Source organism: Pseudomonas sp. PDM22 (genome assembly GCF_014851965.1).
Lineage (GTDB): Bacteria > Pseudomonadota > Gammaproteobacteria > Pseudomonadales > Pseudomonadaceae > Pseudomonas.
Genome location: NZ_JACVAR010000013.1, coordinates 92,942 through 105,437 on the forward strand (window position 1 = coordinate 92,942; position 12,496 = coordinate 105,437).

Annotated in this window: 10 protein-coding genes; 4 read left to right on the forward strand and 6 right to left on the reverse strand. The window is 60.5% G+C overall.

Translation table 11 applies throughout. The features are described from left to right. Positions 1 to 223: 223 nt before the first annotated feature. The 3 genes from IB255_RS30355 (at position 224) to IB255_RS30365 (ending at position 4,506) form a co-directional block, all read left to right on the forward strand. Positions 224 to 2,605: a TonB-dependent receptor plug domain-containing protein gene (locus IB255_RS30355; protein WP_081518370.1), complete on the forward strand. Its 2,382-nt coding sequence runs from the start codon at positions 224 to 226 to the stop codon at positions 2,603 to 2,605. Positions 2,606 to 2,677: 72 nt separating this feature from the next. Then, positions 2,678 to 4,054, forward strand: coding sequence for an APC family permease (locus IB255_RS30360; RefSeq protein WP_081518369.1), 1,377 nt, complete (start codon positions 2,678 to 2,680; stop codon positions 4,052 to 4,054). Next, the gene (locus IB255_RS30365) at positions 4,054 to 4,506 is read left to right on the forward strand and encodes a DUF3574 domain-containing protein (protein ID WP_081518368.1); all 453 of its coding nucleotides are present in this window, start codon (positions 4,054 to 4,056) and stop codon (positions 4,504 to 4,506) included. The genes IB255_RS30360 and IB255_RS30365 overlap by 1 nt, the downstream gene beginning before the upstream one ends. Here the strand turns inward: IB255_RS30365 and speE are convergent. Together speE and IB255_RS30375 are read right to left on the reverse strand one after the other, a co-directional pair. Continuing rightward, positions 4,491 to 5,357 (reverse strand): polyamine aminopropyltransferase, encoded by an 867-nt coding sequence (gene speE, locus IB255_RS30370; protein ID WP_081518367.1) that lies wholly within the window; start codon positions 5,355 to 5,357, stop codon positions 4,491 to 4,493. The genes IB255_RS30365 and speE overlap by 16 nt on opposite strands. Then, positions 5,357 to 5,815, reverse strand: a complete 459-nt coding sequence (locus IB255_RS30375) for a DUF3574 domain-containing protein (RefSeq protein ID WP_081518366.1) — start codon at positions 5,813 to 5,815, stop codon at positions 5,357 to 5,359. Before IB255_RS30375 ends, speE begins: the two co-directional genes overlap by 1 nt. A 436-nt stretch (positions 5,816 to 6,251) precedes the next feature. On the opposite strand from IB255_RS30375, the gene IB255_RS30380 reads away from it, so the two are divergent. Beyond that, positions 6,252 to 6,767, forward strand: a complete 516-nt coding sequence (locus IB255_RS30380) for a hypothetical protein (RefSeq protein WP_081518365.1) — start codon at positions 6,252 to 6,254, stop codon at positions 6,765 to 6,767. 339 nt (positions 6,768 to 7,106) lie between these two features. Here the strand turns inward: IB255_RS30380 and IB255_RS30385 are convergent, their stop codons facing one another. The 4 genes from IB255_RS30385 to IB255_RS30400 all read right to left on the reverse strand — a co-directional run. Beyond that, entirely contained in the window at positions 7,107 to 8,384 is a 1,278-nt protein-coding gene (locus IB255_RS30385; protein ID WP_139791578.1) for a hypothetical protein, read from the reverse strand. Between the two features lie 254 nt (positions 8,385 to 8,638). Further along, positions 8,639 to 9,907, reverse strand: coding sequence for a sel1 repeat family protein (locus tag IB255_RS30390; protein WP_318652774.1), 1,269 nt, complete (start codon positions 9,905 to 9,907; stop codon positions 8,639 to 8,641). A 17-nt stretch (positions 9,908 to 9,924) separates the two neighbouring features. Continuing rightward, positions 9,925 to 11,793, reverse strand: coding sequence for a phospholipase D-like domain-containing protein (locus IB255_RS30395; protein ID WP_081518363.1), 1,869 nt, complete (start codon positions 11,791 to 11,793; stop codon positions 9,925 to 9,927). Next, positions 11,790 to 12,496 (reverse strand): DUF2345 domain-containing protein (locus IB255_RS30400; RefSeq protein WP_192211272.1); only part of this gene is annotated, 707 nt, incomplete at its 5' end. The genes IB255_RS30400 and IB255_RS30395, both read right to left, overlap by 4 nt.

The window sequence follows — 12,496 nt, forward strand, 5'->3', positions numbered from 1 at the left end:
TACCGAGAGCCGCGCCTTTTCGCTCATCACGAAGAGAGACCGGCCGTGACACCTGGAGCGCTTTCCCGAGCACTGTTTTCTCCATCCTGAGGGGAACAGTCGCTCGCGGTTTCCGGACTTCCGACACCAACCGCTCGAGCCCATCAGAAAAACACATCAGCGGAGTTCCGGACTCGCCGCCAACGGCGAGTGGCGCTCTTTAAGCGAGACAGGAGTACTTCGCGTGTTATCCCGTTCCCTCATTGCCGTTGCGGTGGCCTCGGTCATCGCCCAGTCTGCCGCGCACGCCGACGAAACACCGTCGACCTCCGAGGCCACCACCAAACTCGAAACCGTGCTGGTCACCGGCACCCGCGGCAACAACCGCACCCTGCTGGATTCCCCGGTGCCGGTGGACGTGCTCACCGCGCAGGACCTCAAGTCCACCGGCGCTGTCGGTGGCGAGCTGGGCCAGGCCCTGGCGACGCTGCTGCCGTCCTTCAACTTCCCACGGCAGTCCAACTCCGGCGGCGCCGACCACGTGCGCGCCGCCCAACTGCGCGGCATGAGCCCGGACCAGGTGCTGGTGCTGATCAATGGCAAGCGCCAGCACACCTCGGCGCTGGTCAATGATTCCTCGAAGATCGGCCGTGGCACCGCGCCGGTGGACTTCAACTCGATCCCCATCAGCGCCATCAAGCGCATCGAAGTGCTGCGTGACGGCGCCGGCGCGCAGTACGGCTCCGACGCCATCGCCGGGGTGATCAACATCATCCTCGACGACGCCCCCGAAGGCGGCGAGGTGACCACCAGCTACGGCGCCTACCACACCCACCAGGACGCCATCGACAAGACCACCACTGACGGGCAGAACTCCTACACCGCCGCCAAGGCCGGCACGCGCCTGGGCGAAGACGGCTTCGTCCGTGGCGGCGCCGAGTTCATCAACCGCGAGCCGACCAACCGCGCCGGCTACGACGGCTTCGCCGATACCCCCGGTCAGCGCAACTACGTGATGGGCGATGGCCTGGCGCGCGACGTCAATGCCTGGTTCAACGGCGACCTCGCGCTGGGCGGCGGCAAGCTCTACTCCTTCGGCCTGTACAACGAGCGCCACACCACTGGCGCGGAATTCTACCGCTACCCGGACGAGCACCCGGAGATCTACCCCAACGGCTACCTGCCGCAGTCCCTGGGCGACAACACCGACCTTTCCGCCACTCTCGGCTACAAGGGCCTGATCGCCGACACCTGGGACTACGACGCCAGCGTCACCCACGGCCGCAACCGTTTCGAATCCTCGACCCGGCGCACCCTCAACGCATCGCTCGGCGAGGACACGCCAACGCGCTTCGATACCGGCGACTACGAGCTGCGCCAGAGCGTCGCCAACCTCGACCTCAGCCGCGAGCTGAGCCTCGCCGGGCGACCCTTCGTGCTCGCGGTCGGTGGCGAGTACCGCTACGAAAACTACATCACCACCGCCGGCGACGAAGCCTCCTACTACGGCGTTGGCGCGGACGGCGCCAACGGCCTGCGCCCGAGCGAAGAGGTGGACATCGATCGCAACGTCTTCGGCACCTACGTGGACCTGTCGGGCGATCTCACCGACAAGTTCTTCGTCGACGCCGCCGCGCGCTGGGAACGCTACGACGACGCCGGCAGCAAGCTCACCGGCAAGCTCAGCGGGCGCTACCAGCTGACCCCGGTGCTGGCCCTGCGCGGGGCGGCCTCCACCAACTTCCGCGCGCCCTCGCTGGCCCAGGTGGGCTTCCAGAACACCACCAGCAACTTCGGCGACGGCGGCACGCTTACCGATATCCGCGTGCTCTCGGTGAACGACCCGATCGCCCGCGCGCTGGGCGCCGAGAAGCTCGACCCGGAGACCTCGAAGAACTTCAGCCTGGGCCTGACCGCGCAGCTGAACGAGCGCTTCGACCTGTCCTTCGACGTGTTCCGCATCGACGTCGATGACCGCATCACCCTGTCCCAGCGCATCGGCAGCGACGCCATGGAGCAGTTCATCCAGGACAACTTCGGCGTGGCCGGCGTGCATGACGTGAACTTCTTCACCAACGCCGCCGACACCCGCACCGATGGCGCCGAGCTGGTGCTCAACTACCACCAGCCCTTCGTCGGCGGGCAACTGGGCGTGACCACCGCGTACACCTACAACCACACCAAGGTACGCAGCACCAAGGGCACGCCGCAGCAGCTCTCCAACCTCGGCATCGGCGAGGACGCACTGGTGGGCGTGGAGGAGCGCAACACCCTCACCGATGCCGCGCCCAGGGACCGCTTCATCCTCACCACCACCTGGAGCGATGCGCAGTGGAACCTGCTCGGCCGTCTGACCCGACAGGGCGAGACCACCCGCGTGTTCGACTTCGGCGACGGTTACCACCCGGAGCAGACCTACGGCGCGGTCTGGCAGCTGGATGCCGAGGTGGCCTACAAGTTCACCCCGCAGTTCAGCCTGGCGGTGGGCGGCAACAACCTCACCGACAACTACCCGGAACGCTCCAGCTCGGAGATCAACTACGGCGGCAACCTGCCGTATGACGTGCTCTCGCCGATCGGCTCCAACGGCGCGTACTACTACGCCCGCGCGAGCTATTCGTTCTAGAGGCAGTCGTTCTGGTAGCTGGCGTTCTGACCGGGCCGCCTTGCGGCCCGCTTACTTTTGCGGAGCCGACTCATGGCTGACAATTTTGCCGCTGACAGGCCAGCCGGCCCGCGCCGGCACCTGGGCGCCGTCCACGCGCTGCTGCTGACGCTGGGCATGGTGATCACCAGCGACATCCTGAAAACCGCGCCCACCGTGGCGCTCAACGTCGGCCAGGAACATTTCTACCTGGTGTGGGTGCTCGGCGGCGTGCTGTCGATGGTCGGTGCGCTGTGCTACGTGGAGATGGCCTCGGCCTTCGCCCATCCCGGCGGCGACTACCACTTCCTCGAGCGCGCCTACGGGCAGCGGGTGGGCTTCCTGTTCGCCTGGTCGCGCTTCGCCATCCTGCACACCGGCTGGATTGCGCTGATGGCCTTCCTCTTCGCCGATCACTTCAGCGCCTTGCTCGGCCTCGGCCGGCTGGGCAACGTGCTGCTGGCGGGCGGGCTGGTCAGCGCGTTGGTGGCGCTCAACCTGATTGGCTGGCGGGTCAGCCTCGGCACCCAGGCGGGGTTGGTGGCGCTGGTGGCGGCGGGTTTCCTCGGCATCTTCGGCGCCGGCCTGTGGCTGGAGTGGCGCGGCTTCGTGCCGCCCGCTGTAGTGCCGGTAGAGCCGGAGCAGGTGGGTGTTGCCGGTTTCTCCGCCGCGTTGATCTACGTCTTCCTCGCCTTCGGTGGCTGGAGCGATGCAGCCACGCTGTCGGCGGAGCTGCGCGACAACCGCCGGGGCATCTTCACCGCCATGCTCGGCGCGCTCGCCGCCTTGCTGCTGATCTACCTGGCGCTGAACTGGGCGTTCATTCGCGGGCTGGGCTTCGATGGCCTGGCCGCCAGCGGCGCGCCGGCACTGGAACTGCTCGGGTTGGCCTTCGGTGCGCCGGGCATCGGCCTGATCATGGCGGTGGTGGTGGTGTCCGCCGTCGCCAGCATCAACTCCACGCTGATCGTCGGTAGCCGCACGACCTACGCCGCCGCGAGGGATGTACCGGCACTGGCCGTGCTCGGTCGTTGGGACGTGCGCCACGGTGTGCCACGCGCCGCGCTGCTGGCGGAGGGCGTGGTAGCGCTGCTGCTGATCGCGGTCGGCGGCTGGAGTGGCCATGGCTTCAACACCATGGTCGAGTACATGACCCCGGTGTACTGGCTGTTCCTCAGCCTGAGCAGCGTGGCGCTGATCGTCCTGCGCCGCCGTCACCCGGAAGTGCCGCGGCCGATCCGCGTCCCGCTGTACCCGTGGCTGCCGCTGGGCTTCCTCGCGGTGTGCCTGTACATGCTGTATTCCAGCGTCGCCTATGTCGGCTGGGGCGCGTTGCTCGGCGTGGGCGTGCTGGCGCTGGGCGCGGTGCTGCAACTGCTCCTGCGCCCACGGGTGGCGCAGGCGGAAGGCTGGTCGGAGGAGGGCGTGTGATGCGCGCAAAAGCACTCTGGCGCAATGCCGCCGTGGCTGTACTGTTGGCCGCGCTGGTCGGCCTGTGGCTCAACGAGCCGTCAGCCAGCGCCAGTGGTGAAGCCAGCGGCCGACGCATGCTGCGCACCGAGTTGTACCTGGAAGCGGTGGAGCTGGCGCAGTGGGAAGACTTCCTCGCCCGCGAGGTGACGCCGCGCTTCCCCGACGGCCTGAGCTGGCTCGACCTGCACGGCCAGTGGCGCGGCCCCAGCGGCGGGCCGGAGAAGCTGCCGTCGCGGATGCTGATCCTCATCCACGCCGACAACCCCTACACGCGCCAGGCACTCACGGATATCGGCGCGCACTTCAAGCAGCGCTTCGGCACGGCGGTGCTGCAGGTCAGCAGCCCGGTTCGCGCCCGCGACCCGGACTGGACGCCGCAGCGCCTGGACAACCCTCAGCTGTCGCGCTGAAGCCCGGCCTCGATCAGGTCGAGCATGTAGCGCGGCAGGGCGAACGCTGCCTGGTGCACCTCGGGGGTGTAGTAGCGGGTCACCAGGCCACTTTTCGCGAAGCGCTGGCGCAGGGTTTCCAGGTCGGTGCGGCGCACCTTCTCGCTGTTGGACGCCCAGCCGAAGGCCATGCTGCCGCCGATGTAGGTCGGTACCGCCGCGTGGAAGAAGCCCCAGTCGGCGAAGGTATCGGCCAGCCGCCGCGCCGTACCGCCCAGTTCCTCCGGCTGGAGGAAGGGCACGCCGTTCTGCGTGGCGAGGATGCCGCCGCTGCCCAGGCGCAGCTGGCAGTTGCGGTAGAAGGCGTCGGTGAACAGGCTGGCCGCCGGGCCGCCCGGATCGGTGGAATCGCAGAGGATCAGGTCGAAGGTCTCGCGGCTCTGCGCGAGGTACTCCAGGCCGTCGGCGTAGATCAGCTGCAGGCGCGGATCGTCCAGCGCGCCAGCGCAATGCAGCGGCAGCAGCTCGCGGCACAGTTCGACCACCTGCGGGTCGATCTCCACTGCGACTATCTCCTCGATGCCGGCGTGACGGACGATCTCCCGCAGGATGCCGCCGTCGCCCACGCCGATCACCAGCACGCGGCGCACCGCGCCATGGGCGAGGATCGGCACATGGGCGAGCATCTCGTGGTAGACGAACTCGTCCGCCTCGGTGGTCTGCACCACGCCGTCCAGCGTCAGCACGCGGCCGAAGCGCCGGTTGCGGAACACCTGCACCTCCTGCTGGCCGGTGTTGCCCTGGTAGATCGGCTCGTCGACGGTCAGCGCCTGCGCGTAACCGTCATGCAGCGACTCGCGGAATTCGCCCATCAGAAGGAAACCTGCGCCGGTTGCGACAGACGCAGCACGGAGAGGTCCCCGGTGATGCGCTTCCACGCCAGGCGGATCGCCTCGATGTCCTTGCCGCGCGCGGCAGTGTCTTCATGCAGGATCACGATCACCTTGGTGCTCAGCCGCTCCGGTTCCGGCGCGCCGTGGTCGCGCCACTGGCCGTAGGCATCGTAGGCGGTGAAGCCATCCGGGAAGCGCGGCGTCACCTCCTGGTCGAGGAACTGCCGCCAGCGCTGCTCGCTGATTTTCTCCTTGCCGCTCTCCTGGCCCAACGCGAAGTACAACTCGGTGCGCAGCCACTGCGCCTGCGCCGGCCGGGTCGGGTCGCCCTGCAGGGTCGAGGTCGCGGGGTCGGTGGTATGGACGGAAGAAGCGGGCGGGGTGGCACAGCCGAACAGCGCCAGTGCGAGGCTGGCGGCGAGCAGATGGCGGAGCATGGGACTTCCTTGCGGTGATGAGGGTTGAACCAGATCGCCACTATAGGATGTCGGCTGTTATTTCCTTAAATACTGAAAAAGCATTCTCATATGCTTATTTAAGAGTCTTGTCGAGAAGGCAGCGAGCTCTCTAGGACGGGCTTCAGCGCCAGGAATGGTTTTTTCAGGGGCTGGTTAGATTCAATATTCACTACGGTTCTTTGCTCAGCACTGGATGAGATATCCATGTTGCTGAAATAGCGGCTTTCAGTTCGAGCGTGTTCGCTATAGCGCCAGTTTTGAAAGCATTGCGAACAACATCTCCGACATCGAATCCTAATCGCGGGTCGACACTGCAAAACCCGCCGTTCCCTCGCCATCTTGTCCCTCCGCCGCGCCTTCCTAGAATCGGCCCCATTCGCAGCACTTCATTCCAATCGATTCAGGGAGCCCCACCATGATGAACGCCATGCAGATGCCGATGAACACCAACGCCATGATGCCGATGATGGGCATGCCCATGATGATGGCGACCATGGAATGCGAGATGCTCGACGACGGCATGATGTGCCGGATGAAGCCGGCCATGGGCATGGAAATGGCCATGTTCCGCAACAGCGCCGAGATGATGGCGATGATGATGAACTGCGGCATGCCGATGATGATGCACTGCGGCAACATGATGATGATGGGCATGTCCCAGTCCGCCATGGCCATGATGCCGATGATGGGCATGATGAACCCGATGATGCAGATGCCGATGATGGGTATGAACATGGGCATGCCCGGCATGAAGTGCATGATGGAATGCTCCATGCAGGGCGACATGATGATGTGCAAGATGATGCCGATGCAGGGCATGAACATGGAGATGTTCAAGAACTGCTGCATGCTGATGAACAAGATGATGGAATGCGGCATGCCGATGATGATGAGCTGCAACGGCATGCCCATGATGTGCTGCACCTGCTGATCGCAGGGCGCTGAAACGAGAAGGCCCGGCGGGGGAACATGCCGGGCCTTTTTTATTGCCTGGATTCAGTGACTGGGGCGGGCTCAGTCCAACCGCTCCGCATATGGCGTCACCAGGTACGCCACCGCCTCGCTGTCTGCGGTTATGGGAAAAATTAATTTATTAATATGGAGAAGGTTTAGCGGGCAGGAGGCTGAAAAATATATCTATCTGGCCTCAAGCTGTCAGTGCAAAAAAAACGGTGGTTATTCATATTAACCCGCAAATCCCCCAAAGCCTGCATTGCGAATTGGTAGTTCTCTTCTTAAGCGACCGGTCTGCTGATTCCGGAAGGTCAGACTAATTCTGAATATCTTCTGCCGGAATCAAAGGCAGCTTCATATATTGTTGTACTTCCTTTTCCAGTATCTCATAGGGGGTTCTGACTTGCGTCATTAGCTCAGACGATAGCTTTTGACACTCCTTTGCTTTGCAGTCGCCCTGAGAATCATTCTCCCAAACTCTTTGATTTTCAGAGAATAAAGCGCTAGCGCTGAGCATTAAAGGCTTTTCATGGCCATTCCCCTGGTAATAAAGTTCCGTAGAATATTTGACCAGTTCGTCATTGAATAACCACCATCTCTCAGTTCGGTTTGGGAGTTTAGAGCCTATAGGGTATGTTGTGTCCTTTCGCAGTCGGATGGCAAATTCTTTATATGATCCATACTGAGTCAAGGATGCATAAGCGCCCTCAGCATTACGTTGATACCAGCGACTCATTCCTTTTGTAACAGGTAATGCCCCCCACTGGCTTTCTACCGAAGCTGTTGTGCTGAAATCGATGCTTGCCTGTGCAGCGGCAATACTGGCTTTAGTCACGTGGTCAGGATTTGCTTTAGACCCTTTCGTGAAGTTCTGATAAATAACTGGGCAATACTGATGAGCAAGGCGAGTCAAAATAAACCTTGAATCGTTTGTCACCCGGACTGCCACAGGAATTGATACGTCAGGAAACCCATAAGGTGTTGATAAAAATAAACAATCCTGCTGGGTGGTTTCCGGATTTTTTTGAGTTGAACTATTAGGGTGCGCCAGATATTCGAACATCAGATCATTTTTAGTATGATCTCCTGTTTTCTCGGGAGCCAAATTTTTGACAATATCCAAATATCCTTGCTGGTGATAAATAACATTAGGTGAGATGAAGACAGATATCCTACTTAATAGATAGCCGCCTGCGAGCGCTTGTGGAATATCCGCACCTATCACACCAACTCTTTCTGGTTCCGGGAGCAACGGCAAGGTGACAGAGTCGTTGATCGAGTCATAATCAAATCCTGGGCTAAAGACTGGCGCAACACCCGGTATATTTTCAACCAGCCTGAATTTTGATGTTGTTTTTGTATAAGTGGCGACCACTTTTGCGCCAGCAGAGATATTATCTAAAACTGATTTGTTTTCTTGTGTGCTGAGGAATGAGATGTAGATATCCTTAATGGAGAAGGTGAAGTGAAACGAATTGCCGTGCACTTCTGCATAGGTGTCCCTTCCCATAAATGTCAAGATTATTGAAAGCGAAGCAAATGCGCCAATAACAAATCTACCAAGTAAGTCGGCTGAATTTAAATAGATTTTCACTTGTGGTCTCGATCGCTGATTCAATATGAGAATTCTTAAATTCGCCCTGGGAGGTAAAGGGGGTATATTTATTTCTCTACTCTAAAATTAGTTCTGTTTAGGAGTGGAGTTTGAAAAATAAAGCTGTCCCCTTTTCTCTGGTAAAGGCGAGGTTGACCTTGGTCTGGGAAAGCGAATCCAGCGGTGCCGGGTGCGCGGCGGGGTACCCACCGTAACCAGTCACCTCCAAGCAAAACGTCCAGACCACAACTCCCTTATGCATCGCCGTAGAAACTCCACTCCACGGTTTCATTAGTCAGGGTGGTTTTGTCCTTCAGCGGCCAGGGGCGGATGATGAAACGCTTGACGTCCCAGGTGGGGAAGATGTCGCCCTCCTTGAACAGGCGGACGGTATCGGTCTTGACGATGCTGCGCTCGGCGGACCAGAGCACACGCCAGTAGCCGGCGCGTGGGCACGGCTGGCCGCTGTGGCAGATATGGAAATCGGTGGCGCGGATAAACGCCTGGGAACCGGGTAGTGGCTTGCCGGTAGCGGGGTCGAGGCCCTTGGCCTTGGCCAACTGCTCGATCAGCGCTTCGCTGGGCTTGGGGGGCGGGATATTGGCCTCGCGCTCTTCCAGCCATTTCAGCTTGCCATCCCAGGGCGGGAGCTTGGCCGGCGGCAGAGGAACGATCTCGTTGATCTCGGGAACCTTTGGAGAGGCGTACGAGTAGTCACCCAAGATTTTTCCGATTTTTTCGTAACGTGTTGCTCGTTCTAGGTCTTCTTTTAGACCAAGATAATAAAGCTCATTTGAAGAGAGCGGACTGCGAAAACCATTTTCCAAATAAGATGCCGAGCTTTCATTTCCAGCAGCCACACCAAGCTGGAATGAATCAAGTGCAGCAGGATAGTTACCATCTTCTTGAAAATATATACCTAAGGCAGAAGCAGCCTTGCCTTGCCCTTGCTCAGCAGCACAGCGATACATCTGCATTGCGATAGCAGGAGCTATATCGCTCGGCTCCAACTTCTCGCCAACATAGTATTGTGCGTCAGCACTCCCCTCGTCAGCAGCTTTTCGATAGTACCGTAACGCCATCTCCGGGTCCCTCTTCAGACCCGCGGCGCCCCTTTGCAGAAAGAGACCAACGAAAAAATATCCACTGGCAACTTGCACGTCGATCAGTTGTTGGCTCATGCGTAGATGCTCATCGCCGCTGATTTGGTAGTGATTACGTAATGCGCCATTTTGTAGGTTTACGTTGGCCTTGCTGTGGCCATTCTCCGAAGCTATGCGATAGAGCCGTTCGATCTGTGCGTCCACCATCTTGTTCTGCTTGAGTTGATTGTTTCTCTCCAGCCAACGGGCATATTGGAAAACTACATCGCTATCGGCTGAAGGGTCTGGAAGCTTCTCACGCTTACAACTGAACGCCAGGTTTGCCTTTATATTCGAGAGTGAATCCATAGCATTCCCCTTAATCGACGAAATTACGGTATTATTTGCCCCGCCACAGGCGACCAGCACCAGGCTGGTCATCAGAAGAATCTGGCGCATCAATCTTTATTGCTCAGTGTGGGTTCGTCGTAACGAAACTCAATGAGAGAGGAAATAGGTCCAACCATCTTTCTCTTGTTCTTTTGACGCCTATTATTCTTTCCAATTATGTCTTCCCAAGACTTGAACGCCTTAGCCGGATCATCCTGCGCACCTTTTTTATCTGTATGTAAATCCCACAACTCCCGCCGCATCCGCTTACTCACGTCATACCGCTCATGGGCAATATTCAATTCACTGTCCACCTGCATGCTGCGGGTATTGATATTGGCCGAGCCGTGGGTGGTGAAGACGTCGTTGACGATCATCAGCTTGGAGTGGATGTACACCGGCATCCAGGGTTTGCCCGGCGGAGAGTCCGGGGCCACCAGGGAGCAGACGTGGATTTTCAGGCCGGGGCGCTCTTCGAATCCGTAGGGCTTGGCGGCGTCCTCGCCGGGTAACGGATCGTCGTCGGTGATGGTGGGTTCAAGCGGCGTCTGTGCGTCCGAATCAGCCTTTCGCGGTTTGGCTCGCTCATCCACCACGGGCTCACCCCGCATCAGCTTGGTGACCTTGGGAATGGTGTCGGCCCGGCCCAGGGCGTCGAGCATGCGCTGGGTATTGACGGTGCCAGGGCCGATGCCCTCTTCGTTGGCGTTGGTGACGACGAACAGGTGCAGGGCGCCATGCTTGCCGGGGTCGCGTCCATCGGCTGTCTGCCGCGCGGCCGTCTGGAGGATGGCGTCGGCCAATGGCGGGCAGCGGAAGTACTGGTTTTCGATGTAGATGTACTGGGTGGCGTTGTTGATCGCCCGCAGGTAGAGGCGCTCTATGTCACGCTTGTTTTCCTGGGCCTGGGTTCGCAGAAGCTGCGCCATGACCAGATCGCTGCCTTCTTCGCAGCGGTCGAAGGGAAGCTGCTCTGCAACCTGCATCGCCTGCCGCGCTTCGATCAGGTCCTCGCCGGTTTCCTTTTCCCACGCGGTGGCGAAGTTGTGATGCAGGTGTTCCAGTATCGGGCCGCGGACCTTGCTGGAAATATCCTGGCGGGGCCATTTGCCACGCGGTCCCTCGTTTGGCTCGTGGGGCTTGCCGTTGGGGTCCTTGGGGTCGACAGGGCTCTTGAGGTCGCCGCTGGGGCGCCGCTTGGAGGAGTGCGCACTGGTGTCCCAGTAGGCATCGAGCATGTTGTGGCCCATGACGAAGCCGACGGCCTTGTCGGGCAGTTCGTAGTCGACCAGTACGGTTTTCTGGTGGTGAGTGGGCGCCGCGAAGTAAGAGAAAAGTGTCGAGGTGCTGATGCCGGGGTCTAGCGCCTGATTGGCCGCGCGCCAGGCAATCTCCACCCGGTCGGCGAAGCCGAAGCCACGGCTGACGAAGACCGGGAGCCCTTTACCTACCCGGCCCTTGGCGGTCCAGCCGGAGGCCGAACATTCGGCGAACCATTCACGGTCCTTGGCATACTGCTCTTCCGTTGCTGTCTGTCCTTCACGATCCCAGAGTTGCGGCCCCTTGCCCGGCAGGTTGGCTTCTCCCGCGAAGCCGGCCGCGTTGAAAGGTGCCTCCCAGCCCAGCACGCGCACCTGCATGTCCTTCTCCGCCGCCTTTTGCTTGAGCAGGTCGCCAATCGACGGGCTCTTGCCGTCGCGGATGAAGTACATGGACGGCTGGAAACCCCAGCAGATGATGTCGATGGACTTCTCGGCCTTGGCGATAGCCTCGTGGACAGCCCTGAAGGCTTCTTCGCCATTGATCAGGTATTGATAGAGCGCGGGTACCGGATGGTATTCGGTGCGGCGCATGAACCAGGGTGAAATGCAGGTGGCTTCGTTGCTGTGTTGGAGAGCCACCGGGACAGTGATTTCAAGTTTTTCGCATTGACTCATGGCTGTTCTCCTTCGCGGCCGGCCAACAGGTTCAGCAACCGTGCATACAGTCCTCTATCGTCCACATGCTTGATGGGCTGCTTCACGCGCGGGTCAGTTTCGGAGGGGTGGTTCTGCAGGCCACGGTTGGCAAGCTCGCCGCTCGTGGCATTGCGGTAGTCGGTGGGGACAGGAATCTGATAGCTCACGCCACTGCTGGTCTCGAGCCGATAGTTCCGGGTGACGACCTGATGATCGAGCGCTATATGGCCTGTCTCATCCAGAACGCCTTCCTGCAGCAACGCACCATCGGCATAGAGCTTGTAGGGCATGCCGGCCCACGCCAGCTGGGGCGCATTGGGCGTTTGGGGAATGTTGATGCGCAGGCGTTCCACGGACTGGAGCTTCGGATACTCAGGATGGGTCGCCGACATGCTGGCGGGACCGCGCAGGGAAAAGTGCGCGGCCTTGATGTCGAAGTCGCCGCGGGTGCCCGATTCGATGCGGTACGGGTCGAGGGTGATGTAGCTGCCGCCTGCGTTGAGGGTGATTTTCTTCTTCGCGACGATGTGCACCTCATCCTCGGTGCTGGTGATTTCCAGCCCCTGGCGGGCCAGCAGTTCCAGCTTGTCGTTCTGCGCCTGGATGATGACCGGGCCCTGGTTGGCGAAGAGCTTCATGCCCGCCTTGCGCACGAACAGGCCGATGCTCTGGCCCACCGCTG

Excerpts from the sequence above, each read along its gene's own strand:
- IB255_RS30390 (WP_318652774.1), bottom strand. The coding sequence starts at position 9,907 with ATGACCAGCCTGGTGCTGGTCGCCTGTGGCGGGGCAAATAATACCGTA.
- IB255_RS30380 (WP_081518365.1), top strand. The coding sequence starts at position 6,252 with ATGATGAACGCCATGCAGATGCCGATGAACACCAACGCCATGATGCCG.
- speE (WP_081518367.1), bottom strand. The coding sequence starts at position 5,357 with ATGGGCGAATTCCGCGAGTCGCTGCATGACGGTTACGCGCAGGCGCTG.
- IB255_RS30365 (WP_081518368.1), top strand. The coding sequence starts at position 4,054 with ATGCGCGCAAAAGCACTCTGGCGCAATGCCGCCGTGGCTGTACTGTTG.
- IB255_RS30360 (WP_081518369.1), top strand. The coding sequence starts at position 2,678 with ATGGCTGACAATTTTGCCGCTGACAGGCCAGCCGGCCCGCGCCGGCAC.
- IB255_RS30395 (WP_081518363.1), bottom strand. The coding sequence starts at position 11,793 with ATGAGTCAATGCGAAAAACTTGAAATCACTGTCCCGGTGGCTCTCCAA.
- IB255_RS30375 (WP_081518366.1), bottom strand. The coding sequence starts at position 5,815 with ATGCTCCGCCATCTGCTCGCCGCCAGCCTCGCACTGGCGCTGTTCGGC.